This window comes from Ectothiorhodospira haloalkaliphila ATCC 51935 (genome assembly GCF_000633935.1).
GTDB classification, from domain to species: Bacteria; Pseudomonadota; Gammaproteobacteria; order Ectothiorhodospirales; family Ectothiorhodospiraceae; genus Ectothiorhodospira; species Ectothiorhodospira haloalkaliphila.
In genome coordinates, this window is sequence record NZ_KK214997.1 from 276480 (window position 1) to 291321 (window position 14842).

The window sequence follows — 14842 nt, forward strand, 5'->3', positions numbered from 1 at the left end:
GGCATCGCTTCTGTCAGGCCAGCCGATCCAGTCGCAGCCGCTCGCGCTCATCAAACAGGCGCCGGGCCCCCAGCCAGATCGCGCCCAGGGTGCCAAAGCCCGTGCCGGCGGTGATCAGAAACATGACCAGAATCTGATATTTCACCGCCTCCATGGGCGGTGTGCCGGCAAGGATCTGGCCGGTCATCATGCCTGGCAGACTGACAATACCGGCGGCGGCCATGGCGTTGATGATGGGCATGAGGCCACTGCGGGCCGCATCGCGGCGGATATCCTGAATGGATTCCGACCAGGTCTGCCCCAGGATCAGGCGCCCCTCGATGGTGCGCCGCTGTTGCCAGGCCGTGGTGGTGAGACGGTCCAGCCCCAGGGCGATGCCCGTCATGGTGTTGCCCAGCAGCATGCCCAGCAACGGGATGGCGTACTGGGGCTCCCACCAGGGGGCCGGGCTGATGATGACCGTGAGGGCCAGGATGGTGGCCGTGAAGGCCGAGGTGAACATGGCCAGCGTGCCAATGCCGTATCCCCACCAGCCCCGAAACCGCCGGGCCTGGCGGGCCATGACCTCGCGGCCCGCCACCAGCAGCATGATCAGCGCCATGAGGGCCACCCAGTACAGGGCTGCGTGTTCGAACAGGGTGGTGAGTACCAGACCAATGAGCAGCAACTGGATCACCGTGCGTGCCGCCGCCACCAGCAGGCTTCGGGAAAGCCCCATGCCCACGCGGCTCGTCAGGACCGCCAGGGCAATCACCAGCAGAGCGGCAATACTCAGATCCCAGGGAGAAAGGTAGATCACATCCATGCTCAGGACCTCGATGCCATTGCCGGGTCGGCCAGCCGCCCCTGATCCATCATCAGCAAACGGCCACCCAGCCTGTCGCGCTGCTCGTGATCATGGCTGACCCAGATGGCCCCGGCTTCCCGTTCCCTCACATACCCCATGACCAGCGCTTCCATGCGCAGGGTGTTTTCAGGATCCAGATTGGCCGTGGCCTCATCCAGGAGCAGCACCCGCGGGCCGTTGCCCAGCATCCTTGCCAGCGCCAGGCGCTGACGCTCGCCGCTGGAGAGACGTTCCACCTCCCATTGGCGCACCTCCGGGGTGAATCCCAACTGCTGCAGCCAGTCGTCCTGCACCCCCGTGAGATGCTCATCCACGGTGTCCGCCCACCACACGGGATCTGCCGGCAGATACCCTACCTGACGCCGCCATAAGGCCGGAGGGATGGTGGCCCGCGGCTGGCCGGCCAACCACACCTGACCACGATGGGGGTCCAGATCGGCAATGGCCCGAAGTAGCAGCGACTTGCCCGCGCCGGAGGGCCCGGCAATGAGCAGCAACGCCCCAGGCGCCAGTTCCAGATCGACCGGCCCTACATGATCGGATTGCAAACCCGTCAGTTTCAGCAAGGGGTCAGCGGTGACGGCGTAGGTGGGGGCATCCATCACCACAGTATACCGGACGAACGATCCGCTATACTGTGCCCGAAAATTCATCAACCCGCTGTCGGGTGCCCGTTCGTCCACGGGAGAATCGGGAATGCGGTGGGGTGATCGATCAAGGATCACCGAGTCCGCAACGCGCCCAGCGCTGTGAGGGGGATCGCGCAGACATCGAGCCACTGCCATGGGCGGGAAGGCGTCCGCGCGGGACGAACCCGAGTCAGAAGACCGGCCCGACAGTTTCTTTGCACGGCAGCAAGGCCGGGCTGCCGTCCCACCTGCTTGAACAAGGGGAACAACATGCAGGCTGGTGATTCAACACCTGATCAACACCGCTTCAACGAGGCCGAACGCAAGGCCATCTATCGCAACATGCTCTGCCGGAGGGACGTGCGGGGGCAATTCCTGCCCGACCCGGTGCCCGATGACATGCTGGCCCGCATCCTGACCGCGGCCCATTTTGCACCCTCGGTGGGCTACATGCAGCCCTGGAGCTTTGTGGTCGTCAAGGACCCAAAGATCAAGCATCGGGCCCATCAGGCCTTCACCCGCGCCAATGAGGAGGCAGCAGGGATGTTCGAAGGCGAAAAGCAGGAGACGTATCGCAGCCTGCGCCTGGAAGGCATCCTGGATGCGCCCATCAATCTGTGCATCACCTGCGACCGGGACCGCGCCGGCCCGGTGGTGATCGGTCGCACCCACGACCATCGGATGGACCTGTACAGCGTGGTCTGCGCCGTGCAGAACCTGTGGCTGGCGGCACGCAGCGAGGGGCTGGGCGTGGGCTGGGTGAGCATCTTCCGGCCCGAAGACATCCGACAGGTACTGAATCTGCCCGATGAGATCGTCCCCGTGGCCTATTTATGCATTGGCCGGGTCAGCCACTTCCATGACAAGCCCGAACTGGAAGCCGCCGGCTGGCGTCCCCGGTTACCGCTGGAGCAATTGATCCATGTGGATGGCTGGGGGCATGCCCCTGCCGAGGACGACGAACTGGTCAAGGCCGTCCAGGCATGCCAGGCCAGGGCAAGCCGCTCCGAAGTCCCGCTTTAGGGCCTGCGCTCCCGCTCACCCTGTGCTCGCCTCCGTCGGCGCCCCTGCGGGTGCCGACGGCATTCGGCCCGTGCAAGACCTCACCGTTCGTGAATCCCCTGCTACGCTCATGGTAGGGCCGCTCGGGCCGACTGCGTGGGGATGAACCAAGATGACAAGAAAACGCCTTGTGGTCTGTTGCGACGGCACCTGGGCCAAGGAAGAAAACGAGACCCATATCTTCCGCCTGTTCAGGATGATTTCCGAGGCGCCCGCCAACGATGCCTATCAACTCAAGGAATACGTACCCGGCGTGGGCTCCTCGCGATGGACCCGTTTTCGCGGTGGGGCCTTTGGTTTCGGACTCAATGAAAACCTGCAACGGGCCTACAACTGGTTGGTGGAGCATTACGAACCCGGTGATGAGATCTTCTGTTTCGGTTTTTCGCGAGGTGCCTACACGGCGCGGTCTCTTTGCGGGATGATCGGCACATCCGGCCTCTTCTGCAGGCAACATCGGGACGACACGGATCTGGCCATGGATTACTACCGGGCACCCCCCGAACGAAGGCTGCAAAGCCGCCAACACCGTCGACTCCAGCGCATCACGCGTCATCCGGAAGAGACCCTGAGCGTGCGCATGCTGGGGGTTTTCGACACGGTCGGTGCCCTGGGTGTACCTATCCCTACGCTGGCCTCGTTTGCCCAGGGGGGACGACGGGTCAACTTCCATGACACCACGCTGGGCCCCCTGGTGGAGAACGCATTTCACGCCCTGGCCATCGACGAGCAACGTGGCCCTTTCAAGCCCACCCTCTGGACGATGCCGGATGGAACCCCGCCCCAGGCACGGCGATTTGATGGCAGCACAGTGGAACAGCAAGTGGTGCAGGCCTGGTTCCCTGGCGTTCATTCCGATGTGGGCGGCGGCTACGACAACAAGGCCCTGGCCGATGTGCCTTTCCTGTGGATGTTGCGCGAAGCCCAGGCGCTGGGGCTGCACATGGAGGATGATGTGATGGATGAATGGCTGTCTCCCAACCCCTTTGCCCCGGCCCATGATTCCCTGAATCTCCAATACAAGCTCACCGCCTACTGGCCATGGATCGACGACAACCGCCCACGCCTCATCGGTGCTCAGGCCCGGCATCGGGCTGGTCTGGGCATGGCACGGAACGCCATGGTCCACCAGGCCACCCTGGATCGCATCCAGCAGAGCGCGCAACTACCCCCGGAGCAGTCCCCCTATCGGCCCGCGAACCTGGTGAACGACCAGGGAGAGCTGCTGGAACCGATGGATGCCGTGAACACCCGTTAGGGCCCTCGCGGCCTGACCGGGGGCAGAGAAGTGATTCATGTGGTTATACTGGGGCAATGACTTCTGCCAAACCCACCTCACATGACCCCGGCCCCCGCATCTGGGTGGACGCGGATGCCTGCCCCGTGGTGATCAAGGAGATCCTGTTTCGTGCGGCACAGCGCACACGGATCCCTGTCACACTGGTGGCCAACCAGTTCATCCAGGTGCCGCGTTCACCCTTCATCAAGACGATGCAGGTGGGTGCCGGCTATGACGTGGCCGATGATGAAATCGTTCGTCTGGTGTCACCGGGAGATCTGGTCATCACCGCCGACATCCCCCTGGCCTCACAGGTACTGGACAAACAGGGCCAGGCGCTCAACCCGCGCGGTGAGTCATACACCCAGGACACCATCCGCCAACGCTTGCAAATGAGGGACTTCATGGACACCCTGCGGGCAAGCGGCGTCGATACCGGCGGCCCTCCAGCCCTCAGCCAGAGCGACCGGCAGGCCTTTGCCAATCAACTGGATCGTTGGCTGCAGCGAAACACCCGTGCCTGACCCGATGCCGTACCACGGCATTCCCCATGCAAAGGAGTTCTGATGAAATTTGCCCGTACCCTGACAATGATCGCCGCCGCCGCCACCTGGGTGATGCTGTCCGCCTGCGGCGGCGAGGAAACCGCCTCGGAAGTGCCGCTGATGGTGCTGGCCTCCCAACCCGCCAGTCATGACGGCCAGTTGATCACCACCCAGGGGGTGGTGCGCCATCTGGAGGAACCCTCGCACTACTGGATCGAGGATGAGCAACTGCGCCGTGTGGCCGTGGAACCCGACGACTTGATTGCCCCCCACCTGGGGGAAACCGTCAAGGTAACCGGCCGTTTCCATTACGCCCCCGAGGAAGGGCGCAGTCTGCGCCTGCAGCAGGTAGAACCCTTGGAGTGAACCGATCTGCTCCCTTCAAATCAAGGGGCAGCTCAAGGGATCAGGCCATCAATCTCTTCAACAGACACATCCATGCGCGAGGGAATCACCAGTGGACCAAACTGGTTGAACACAGGCACATCCGAGGCATCCCGACCGTAGCCCAGCCGCACCCGCCCCGCCTCAGACTCGGACTGGGTGGGGTCGAAGGTGAACCACTGGCCACCCACGTACGCCTCGAACCAGGCATGCAGGTCCATGGGCACCAACCGGTACCGATAGCCCACCACATAGCGCGCCGGGATACTCAGGCTTCGACATAGGGCGACCCCGATGTGGGCGAAGTCGCGGCATACCCCGTTGCCCCGGTCGATGGCCTCCTGGGCCGAGATGGGAGTGGGATCGGAGTCGGTGAGATACGTCATGTGCTCATGAGTCCAGCGGGCAATGGCCTCCACCTGGTCGTAACCGGGAATCTTGCCACGCACGATTTGCGCAGCCTGCTGCCCCAGGCGATCGGAGTCGCAATAGCGGCTGGGCGTCAGATACATGAGCGTGTGATCCGGCAAGTCCTGCACCAGCACAAAGGGCGCTCCCGGCACCCGATCCAGTCTGGGGGGCACGCGCACATCTGACTGCACCTGCACCTGGAAGTGCCCGGGCGGCGCCGTCAAACGTTGCCAAAGATTGCCGTACATATCGGTATATTCGATGATCGGCATGCCGGGCGACACAGTGTAGCGGTCCTGGGCCACCCACTGGTGTGCATCGCTACGCGGTCGCATGAGCAACAACATGGGACTCTCCACCTGAAAGTCCATCTCAAGGGTACAACCCACCCGCAACCACATAGATCGACCTCCCAGGGTCGTTGCCAAAAATATTCAAGCCTCCCCCTGACAGGGGGACGCCGTGACGCCGCGCACCTATCCGGTTTACCGCCCTCTCGTCGCAGTTTACGCCGCCACGAGGGCGAAATCTCGTTAACATGCTACATTCTTGCCCTCACCCCTTGAGCGTCCACTGGCGCGTCCTGATCACGCCCCAGAATCTCGAATACCGGCAGGCGCCATGACCGAATCGCTCCCCCCTCAAAACGATGCCAAGACGTCATCCCCGGAGCCTCCCCGAGGGGATGAGGAGCGGTTTCGTGCCCTGGCCGACGCCGGCCAGGCGCTGATCTGGACCTCTGGCCTGGATATGCAGTGTGACTGGTTCAACCGCGTCTGGCTGGCATTTACGGGTCGCACCATGGATCAGGAACGGGGCGCAGGCTGGACCGAGGGGGTCCACCCGGCGGATCTGGATGACTGTATCGCGATCTACACCGAAGCCTTCGAGCGGCGACAACCCTTCAGCATGGACTATCGACTGCGTCACCACAGCGGTGAGTTCCGCTGGATTCAGGACGATGGCCAGCCTCGCTACGGGGCGGATGGCGCCTTCCTGGGGTATATCGGCCATTGTCTGGATGTGACCCGTCGAAAGGAGGCGGAGCTCACCAACCGGGTGCACAGTCAGGTACTTGAGCAAGTGCTGGAGCATGCCCCCCTGCGCGATATCCTGCGCACCATCGCCGAGGGTATCGAGAGACTGCTGTCCAACCGGCGGGCAGCCATTCAGCTGGTGGACGAGGAAAACCAGCTCCTGCTGCTGGGCGCCGCACCCAGCCTACCCATGGAATACAACATCACCTGCGATGGACTGGCCATCGCCGAGGGGGTCGGGTCCTGCGGCACGGCCGCAGCCACCCTGCAACGAGTGATCATTGATGATGTGACCACCCACCCCTTTTGGGAAACACTGGCCAATGCCGTGCGGGAAGCAGGGATTGGGGCTTGCTGGTCCGAGCCGATCCTGGACTCCCAGGGCCAGGTCATCGCTACCTTCGCCACCTACCGGGATGATCCCGGCAGCCCCGATGAACATGAGATCCAGACCGTACAAGCCTTCTCAAACCTGACCCGCCTGGCTATCGAGCAGACACGCCAACAGGGCCGCCTGGTGCTGAGTGACACTGTCTTCAGGGCCGCGGGGGATGCCATTTTCGTGACTGATGCCGATGGCATCATCCTGGAAACCAACCCGGCCTTCACCCTGCTCACCGGATACACCGCCGGGGAAGCTGTCGGCCAGAACCCAGGACTGCTCAGGTCGGATCAGCATGATCAGCCGTTCTTTACCCAGCTTTGGGAAATGCTGCTCGCCACCGGCCAATGGGAAGGCGAACTCTGGAACCGCCGCAAGGATGGCTCCCTGTTCGCAGCCCAGACCACCATCCGTGCGGTTCCGGACACTTCCGGGCAGACCCGGCACTTCGTGGTCGTTTTTTCGGACATCACTGAACGCAAGGCCCTGCAGGCCCAACTGGAGCACAATGCCAGTCACGACCTGCTCACGGGACTTCCCAACCGGGCGGTGTTTCAGGACCGCCTGCACCAGGCCATGGCCATGACCGATCGCTCAGACGGTCTGCTGGCAGTGATCTATCTGGACCTGGACGGCTTCAAGCAGGTCAACGACCTACTCGGCCATTCCGCCGGGGACGCCCTGCTGGTACAGGCAGGGACGCGGTTCAACGCCTGCCTGCGCCAGCAAGACACCCTGGCGCGTATCGGCGGGGACGAGTTCGCCGGTATCCTGCTGGACCTGAAAACCCCGGCGGATGCCCAGCCCGTGCTGGAACGCATCCTCGGGGCCTGCAAGGGCCTGTGCGATTCAAACCTCCATGGCGAAGCATCCATTTCGGTAAGCATCGGCGTGAGCTTCTACCCCCAGTCAACGCCCGTGGAACCGGATGGTCTACTGCGACAAGCCGACCACGCCATGTATCAGGCCAAGCAGGCAGGACGCAACCGGTATTGCTTCCATCGCTGAAGCCTGCGCCACGCAAGGCCTTTCTCATGGCCAGACACCGCCTACGACAGCATGTTGCGCAGCATTGAGCGCACCTCCTCGCGGACGATTTCCCGGATGCGCTCCTCCGAGATGGGCGACTCCGGCGGCGGCAACGCCTCCAGACGATCGCTGATCATGGATGCCACCATTGCGTCCAGGCTTCCGGTGGGTGCTCGAGCCTCGGCGAGGCTCTCGGATGGCGGTGTGTTCTCCGGCTCTGCGGCCATATGGGCCTCCTCCTGTGGGTCCTGCTGTGTCATGGTCGGCTCTGGCTCCGGGGTCGGTTCCGGGTTGGGCGTCGGTTCTGGCTCCGGGACAGGCTCTGGATCAGGCGTCGGCTCCGGCTCGGGCTCGGGTGCCGCTTCAGGGATCATCCCGGGGTGCAGCGGGGTGGGTGCCGAGCGGCGCTCGGGCTCGGAACCCACCATGTCCAGCAGGGCTTCTTCAGGGTCCTGAAAGGGCTGGCTGTCATCGGCATCGTCGTTGCCCTCGGGAGGCTCATCAATGACGAATCGATCCAGCTCACCATTCTCGATCCACTGCGCCCACTGCTCATACAGGGCTTCCTTGTCGTCAACGCCCTCCACATCGCCGGAGATGAAGGAGGATATATCCTTGACGTGGTACTTTCGCTGCACATAATCCGCCAGCAGCGGACCCACCTCCTCGCTGCCGCGGGTCAGGGCCACCAGCCTCATCAAGCTCTCGGATTTGGCACTCATCTTGTTTTTCCTTGATCAGTCATGAAGGACACTCACTTCAGGATAGCGGCATCGGAGGCCCCGGCTTAAGCCCATTGCTTTGACCGCTCTGGCGGGGCCGTTATACTGCCACCTGCCGGCGCACCAGTAGAACATGGCACAGCGCCCGCAATCATCCCGCCCGGGTGGCGAAATTGGTAGACGCAAGGGATTTAAAATCCCTCGGCCCCAGGCCGTGCCGGTTCGAGTCCGGCTCCGGGCACCATATTCCATCGGATCAGTCCAAATGGATATCACGGCGGCAGGCACCTGTCCCGCCCGCCGCCGACCGATGTGCTGGAGGTGATCCCAGATGAACAACGTCATTGCCTGTGTCGACGGATCCCGTGCTTCTCCGTCCGTCTGTGATTACGCGGCCTGGGCGAGCCGACGCATGGACCTCCCTGTCATGCTGCTACATGTGAGCACACCGCCGGAGACCGCCACAACCCAACAGGTCCGCGAGGAGTTGACCCTGGGACACCGCGAGGCACTCCACGGTGAGTTGGAGCAGACAGAACAGACAAGACGACAACTGCTGCATAAACAGGGGCAGGCCATTTTGAATGATGCCGCGGACCGCCTGATGCGCCAGGGTGTCCTGGAGCCCGGCAACCTGCTGCGCCAGGGTGACATCGCGCAGGTGCTCAGGGAACTGCAGGGCGAGGCCCGCCTGGTGGTGGTGGGGCGCAGGGGAAATGACTCCGGGGAGGACATGCGGCATGTGGGTGGCCACCTGGAGACCATCATCCGTACCCTGGGTCCCAAGCTACTGATCGCCCCAGAACACTACGCCCCCACGGAGCGCTTCCTGATTGCCTACGATGGCAGTGAAACTGCCAACAAAGTGGTGGCCCGTGTGGCGCAAAGCCGTCTGCTCAGCGGACTGTCCGGGCACCTGCTCATGGTGGGCAAGGATACCGGCGACAACCGCGCCATGCTCCACGCAGCGCAGAGCATGCTTGAGCGCAAGGGCTTTTCCATGCAGGCAGCGTTGCGCCCTGGCCCGGTGGAAGCGTCCGTGATCAGCTACCTGGAGGAGCATGACATCCAGTTATTGGTCATGGGCGCGTTCGGACATTCCAAGGTCCGACAATTCTTCGTGGGCAGCACGACCACGCGAATGCTCAAGACATGCCGCATACCGCTGCTGATCCTGCGCTGACACCCGACACCCATCCCCAAGCCCCCCTTGGACCGGGATCAGAAGCCTGTCCCGGCAGGAATCCAATGCCACCCGTCAAGAAACCATCTTCCAGCGATTATCCACGGCCAGCCAGACGTCCCTGGCTGCGTTCCCGTCAGCCCACCTACCGGATTGCTGCCGTGGGTGTGGGCCTGCTGATGGTGGCCGGGCTGGGCATCTACATCGGCGTGGGCTACCTGGGGGGCGTGCCCCGGCAACTCGTACTGCTGTTTTCTGCGCCAGGCATCCCCATGGGCTGGTGGTTCCTGACCATGTCCACCTGGAACGCCGGCCCCATCAACAGCCTCATCATCCAGGGCGCCACCGGCGCCTGCCTGATGACCCTGGGGATTCTGATGCTGTTCGGGGCGTATGGCGGGATCTTCCTCGTCAGTCTGGGCCTGATGTTGCTGGCCTGTTTTCACTTTTACCTGGCCGTGCGCAGCTTCCGACGCCGGCTCTGATCTCTCCTGAAACCCGCAGACCCCACATCATGCGTATTGCACTCATTCAACAATCCAATACCGATGACATCCAGGCCAACCTGGACAAGAGCCTGGCGGGCATCCGCCGGGCAGCCGAGCAGGGGGCCCGATTGGTCATCCTGCAGGAATTGCATACGGGCCCCTATTTCTGCCAGACGGAGGACACCGGAATCTTCGATCTGGCCGAACCCATCCCCGGCCCCACCACGCAGACCCTCTCGGAACTGGCGGCGGAACTGGGCGTGGTGATCGTCGGCTCGCTGTTCGAGCGTCGTGCTGCCGGTCTCTATCACAACACCGCCGTGGTGCTCGACAGCGATGGCCGCCTGGTCGGACGCTACCGCAAGATGCACATCCCAGATGATCCGGGGTATTACGAGAAGTTCTACTTCACCCCTGGCGACCTGGGCTTTCATCCCGTGGACACCTCCGTGGGCCGGCTGGGGGTGCTGGTCTGCTGGGATCAGTGGTTCCCGGAAGCCGCTCGGCTCATGGCACTGGCAGGCGCCGAGTTGTTGATCTATCCCACAGCCATTGGCTGGGATCCGGACGACAACGCCGAGGAACAGGCGCGCCAACGGGAGGCATGGATCACCGTGCAGCGGGCCCATGCGGTGGCCAATGGTGTGCCTGTGGCCGCCTGCAACCGGGTGGGTTTCGAGGCCGATCCCTCCGGCGTCGGCGCCGGGAGCCGGTTCTGGGGCAGCAGTTTCGTCTGCGGCCCGCAGGGGGAATTTCTGGACCAGGCCTCCACCGATGAGGAGGCCTGCCTGCTGGTGGATGTGGATCTGGCCCGGGGCGAGGCTGTGCGGCGTATCTGGCCCTTCCTCCGGGATCGACGCATCGATGCCTATGAGGACCTGCTCAAACGCTACCGGGATGACTGAGCCGATCCCGGACGGAATTTCGGGCGATGATTCCAATCTTATCAACGACACGGCCCCCATTTCCCGGTAGAGTGAGGGGTTGCTGTACCAAACCGAGGAGGTTTTAAAGATGAATTTTGAAGAAATGAAGAACATGGGTTCCAACGACCGCATGATTCGTGTCGTCGTGGGCCTGGTGCTGCTGGCCCTGGTTTTTGTCGGCCCGCAAACCCCTTGGGGCTGGCTGGGACTGATCCCTCTGGCCACCGCCACCATTGGTTGGTGCCCGGCTTATAACCTGTTGGGTATGAACACCGATCCCGACAAAGAAGCCTGATTCGCCTTCAGGCTGACCGGGGGACCCCGATCCGCTGATTACGGGGATCGGGCGCGTAAATAAAAAGGGCACGGTATAATCGGCGGCCTAGTGAAACACACCCCGGCCACACGCATACCGAATGCCACAAAACAGCAAGTCCAACCCGCTTGAAGCACTTGAACTCCCCACCGCCGGCCACTTGGCCCGGTGGGGAGGTCTTTCTGGTTCCGCCCTGTGGCTCGCCGTCGCGGAAGCCGCTCGTCGACACCGTGGCGTTTCTCTGCTCATCACGCCAGACACGCAGACTGCCGAGCGTCTTGAACAGGAGATGAATTTCTTCCTGGCCGGCGAGGATCTTCCGACCCTGTCCCTGCCCGATTGGGAAACCCTGCCTTACGACGTGTTTTCTCCCCACGAGGACATCGTCTCCCGGCGACTGGAAACGCTCTACCACCTGCCCGCCCTGAGACGGGGCGCCCTGATCATTCCCGTCACCACGCTCATGCAGCGCCTGCCCCCTCGAGCCTGGCTGCAATCGGAGTGTCTGATGCTGCAACAGGGTGAGCGAATCGACCGGGACAAACTCAGGGAAGGTTTCGAGCAGGCCGGCTATCAGCATGTGAGTCAGGTGATGGAGCACGGGGAATACGCCGTGCGTGGTGCCCTGATGGATGTTTACCCCATGGGCAGCGACGCCCCCTATCGCATCGATCTGCTGGACGACGAGATCGAGACCATCCGCACCTTTGATCCGGAAACCCAGCGCTCACGTGAAACCATCCAGGAAGTGCGCCTGCTGCCCGCCCATGAGTTCCCTCTCAATGAGGCCGGCATCAAGGCCTTCCGCCAGCATTACCGCACCGTGATCGAGGGAGACCCCCAGGCCAGCCACATCTATCGGGAGGTGAGCCAGGGTTCTGCTCCGGCGGGCATCGAGTACTATCTACCGCTGTTCTTCAAGCAGATGGAAACCCTGTTCGACTACCTGCCCGACAATACCCTGGCGGTTCACGTCGGGGATACCCTGGCTGCCGCACAGGCCTTTGCCGATCAAGTGGCCCATCGTTACGAACAGCGCCGTCACGACCGCGAACGCCCCCTGCTCCCCCCCGATAGCCTCTTCCTCGGTGTTGAGGACGTAGCGAACGGCACGCGCGACTGGCCCACGCTGGAACTGACCAGCGAGCCCTTGGAGGACAACGGCCCGGCCAGCACCCACAACGCCAACGCCCATGCCCACGGCGACCTGCGCCTGCAGACTCGCCAGGCCGAGCCTGCCAGGGCACTCAACGACTTTTTCAAGGATTTCCCGGGCCGGGTGCTGCTCATGGCGGAATCCCCCGGGCGTCGAGAGGTACTGCTGGATACCCTGCGACCCTTCGGCATCATTCCGCACCACGTGGAATCCTGGGCCGAATTTCTGGCGTCAGATGCCTCACCGGCCATCACCATCGGCCCCTTGCAATCAGGCCTTTGCCTGCCCGGCGAGGGGATTGCGGTACTTACCGAATCCGAGCTGTTCGGGGAGAAGGCCCGCCAGGAACGTCGTCGGCGCAAACCCACCCGGGATGCAGACGCGGTGGTTCGCAACCTCACCGACCTGCACGCAGGCGCCCCCGTGGTCCATGAGGATCATGGCGTGGGGCGTTACCTTGGCCTGCAGAAGATCACCGCCGGTGGTCAGGAAACGGAATTTCTCACCCTGGAATACGCGGGCGGCGACAAACTCTATGTGCCGGTGGCCTCGCTGCATCTGGTGAGCCGTTACACCGGGGCCGACCCCGAACACGCCCCGCTGCACAAGCTGGGAACCGAAACCTGGTCGAAGGCCCGGCGCAAGGCAGCCGAAAAGGCCCGCGACGTGGCCGCAGAGCTCCTGGACATCTATGCCCGCCGGGCGGCGCGCCAGGGCCATGCCTACCAGGCAAGAGGCGCGGAATATACTGCATTTGCCGCCGCCTTCCCGTTCGAGGAAACCCCGGACCAGCTCAGTGCCATCGACGCCGTGCTTGACGACATGGCCTCCGAGCGTCCCATGGACCGGGTGGTCTGCGGGGATGTGGGCTTCGGCAAGACCGAAGTGGCCATGCGGGCGGCCTTTGTGGCCATCCAGGGCGGCAAGCAGGTGGCGGTGCTCGTGCCCACCACCCTGCTGGCCCAGCAGCATGACCAGAACTTCCGCGACCGCTTCGCCGATTGGCCTGTACGCATCGAATCCCTGTCCCGCTTCGGTTCCCAGAAACAGCACCAGGAAGTGATGAAGGGCCTTGAAGATGGTCGGGTGGACATCGTCATCGGCACTCACAAGCTGATCCAGGGCAACCTGCGCTTCAAGAACCTGGGGCTGGTGATCATTGATGAAGAACAGCGCTTCGGGGTCCGCCACAAGGAGCGTTTGAAGTCCCTGCGAGCCGAGGTGGACATGCTCACCCTCACCGCCACGCCCATTCCCCGGACCCTGAACATGGCCCTGTCGGGCCTGCGTGATCTGTCGATCATCGCCACGCCGCCGGAGGAGCGTCTGACCATCAAGACCTTCGTCAGCCAGTGGAACAGTGCCCTGATCCAGGAGGCCTGTCTGCGAGAGATTCGCCGGGGTGGGCAGGTGTACTACCTGCACAACGAGGTTCAGACCATCGAAAAGGCTGCAAGGGAGCTTCAGGAACAGGTCCCGTCAGCCACCATTGGCATTGCCCATGGCCAGATGCGTGAGCGGGAACTGGAACAGGTGATGCTGGATTTCTATCACCGGCGCTACAACGTTCTGGTGTGCACCACCATCATCGAAACCGGCATCGACGTGCCCACCGCCAATACCATCATCATCAACCGGGCCGACAAGATGGGCCTGTCCCAGCTGCACCAGTTGCGGGGGCGAGTGGGACGTAGCCACCATCGCGCCTATGCCTATCTGATCACCCCGCATCCGTCGGGCATGACCAAGGATGCCGTCAAACGACTGGAGGCCATCGAGTCCCTGGAGGACCTGGGGGTCGGCTTCACCCTGGCCAGCCACGATCTGGAGATCCGGGGTGCCGGCGAATTGCTGGGGGACGAGCAGAGTGGACAAATCCAGGAGATCGGCTTCACCCTTTACAATGAACTGCTGGACCGGGCTGTCAAGGCCCTCAAGGAAGGCAAGGTCCCCGACCTGGATCACACCACATCCGATACCACGGAGGTGGACCTGGGTCTGCCGGCACTGCTACCCGATGACTATGTACCCGACATCCACACGCGCCTGATCCTCTACAAGCGCCTGTCTGCCTGCCAGGACACGGACCAACTCAGGGAGATGGAAGTGGAGATGGTGGACCGTTTCGGACTGCTGCCGGCGCAGGCCAAGAACCTGGTGGAGGCCACGCGGCTGAAGCTGCGATTGCAGCCCCTGGGGGCGCGCAAACTGGAAGTCGGGCCCAAGGGTGGCAGGCTGATCTTCCACACCAACCCATCGGTGGACCCGATGAGCGTGATCCAGCTGGTGCAATCCCAGCCCGAAAGCTTCCGTCTTGATGGCCAGGATACGTTGCGCTTCACCGCCGAAATGGAGAGTCTGGATCAGCGCGTCGAGAGCGTAAACCAGTTGCTGGGGCGGCTGCAGATCAAGCAGGATGCCGCGGCCTGAGGCCGGCCCTCACCTC

Annotated in this window: 14 protein-coding genes, 1 tRNA gene and 1 riboswitch; of the genes, 11 read left to right on the forward strand and 4 right to left on the reverse strand. The window is 63.0% G+C overall.

Annotated elements, in window-relative coordinates:
- Window positions 1-13: 13 nt before the first annotated feature.
- Both ECTHA_RS0107205 and ECTHA_RS0107210 read right to left on the reverse strand, forming a co-directional pair.
- On the reverse strand, window positions 14-805 hold the full coding sequence (locus ECTHA_RS0107205; protein ID WP_025281928.1) for an ABC transporter permease: 792 nt from the start codon (window positions 803-805) through the stop codon (window positions 14-16).
- Window positions 806-807: 2 nt separating this feature from the next.
- A complete protein-coding gene (locus ECTHA_RS0107210) occupies window positions 808-1449 on the reverse strand; it encodes an ABC transporter ATP-binding protein (protein WP_025281929.1) in 642 nt (213 codons plus the stop codon).
- 46 nt (window positions 1450-1495) lie between these two features.
- Window positions 1496-1697: riboswitch (cobalamin riboswitch) on the forward strand.
- Between the two features lie 49 nt (window positions 1698-1746).
- Here ECTHA_RS0107210 and bluB point away from each other — a divergent pair.
- The 4 genes from bluB (at window position 1747) to ECTHA_RS0107230 (ending at window position 4728) form a co-directional block, all read left to right on the forward strand.
- Entirely contained in the window at window positions 1747-2499 is a 753-nt protein-coding gene (gene bluB / locus ECTHA_RS0107215) for a 5,6-dimethylbenzimidazole synthase (RefSeq protein ID WP_025281930.1), read from the forward strand.
- Window positions 2500-2650: 151 nt separating this feature from the next.
- Entirely contained in the window at window positions 2651-3796 is a 1146-nt protein-coding gene (locus ECTHA_RS17470) for a DUF2235 domain-containing protein (protein ID WP_025281931.1), read from the forward strand.
- Window positions 3797-3852: 56 nt separating this feature from the next.
- On the forward strand, window positions 3853-4341 hold the full coding sequence (locus ECTHA_RS0107225) for a YaiI/YqxD family protein (protein WP_025281932.1): 489 nt from the start codon (window positions 3853-3855) through the stop codon (window positions 4339-4341).
- Between the two features lie 42 nt (window positions 4342-4383).
- Complete coding sequence (locus ECTHA_RS0107230; protein WP_025281933.1) at window positions 4384-4728, forward strand: hypothetical protein; 345 nt, start codon at window positions 4384-4386, stop codon at window positions 4726-4728.
- A gap of 32 nt (window positions 4729-4760) precedes the next feature.
- On the opposite strand, the gene ECTHA_RS0107235 is transcribed toward ECTHA_RS0107230, so the two are convergent.
- Window positions 4761-5558: a transglutaminase domain-containing protein gene (locus ECTHA_RS0107235; protein WP_025281934.1), complete on the reverse strand. Its 798-nt coding sequence runs from the start codon at window positions 5556-5558 to the stop codon at window positions 4761-4763.
- A 220-nt stretch (window positions 5559-5778) separates the two neighbouring features.
- On the opposite strand from ECTHA_RS0107235, the gene ECTHA_RS17475 reads away from it, so the two are divergent.
- A complete protein-coding gene (locus ECTHA_RS17475; protein WP_025281935.1) occupies window positions 5779-7584 on the forward strand; it encodes a sensor domain-containing protein in 1806 nt (601 codons plus the stop codon).
- 41 nt (window positions 7585-7625) lie between these two features.
- Here ECTHA_RS17475 and ECTHA_RS20155 read toward each other — a convergent pair whose 3' ends face one another.
- A complete protein-coding gene (locus ECTHA_RS20155; protein WP_025281936.1) occupies window positions 7626-8327 on the reverse strand; it encodes a hypothetical protein in 702 nt (233 codons plus the stop codon).
- Between the two features lie 158 nt (window positions 8328-8485).
- Between ECTHA_RS20155 and ECTHA_RS0107250 the strand changes: the two genes are divergently transcribed.
- The 6 genes from ECTHA_RS0107250 to mfd all read left to right on the forward strand — a co-directional run bounded on the left by ECTHA_RS0107250 (window position 8486) and on the right by mfd (window position 14826).
- Window positions 8486-8571 (forward strand) — tRNA-Leu (locus ECTHA_RS0107250).
- An 87-nt stretch (window positions 8572-8658) separates the two neighbouring features.
- Entirely contained in the window at window positions 8659-9510 is an 852-nt protein-coding gene (locus ECTHA_RS0107255) for a universal stress protein (RefSeq protein WP_025281937.1), read from the forward strand.
- Between the two features lie 65 nt (window positions 9511-9575).
- A complete protein-coding gene (locus tag ECTHA_RS0107260; RefSeq protein ID WP_025281938.1) occupies window positions 9576-9995 on the forward strand; it encodes a hypothetical protein in 420 nt (139 codons plus the stop codon).
- A gap of 29 nt (window positions 9996-10024) precedes the next feature.
- Window positions 10025-10903, forward strand: a complete 879-nt coding sequence (locus ECTHA_RS0107265) for a carbon-nitrogen hydrolase (RefSeq protein ID WP_025281939.1) — start codon at window positions 10025-10027, stop codon at window positions 10901-10903.
- Between the two features lie 109 nt (window positions 10904-11012).
- Window positions 11013-11219 carry a YgaP family membrane protein gene (locus ECTHA_RS0107270; protein WP_026623619.1) on the forward strand — a complete coding sequence of 69 codons (207 nt, stop codon included), beginning with the start codon at window positions 11013-11015 and terminating at the stop codon, window positions 11217-11219.
- A 121-nt stretch (window positions 11220-11340) separates the two neighbouring features.
- Window positions 11341-14826: a transcription-repair coupling factor gene (gene mfd, locus ECTHA_RS0107275; RefSeq protein WP_025281941.1), complete on the forward strand. Its 3486-nt coding sequence runs from the start codon at window positions 11341-11343 to the stop codon at window positions 14824-14826.
- Window positions 14827-14842 lie beyond the last annotated feature (16 nt).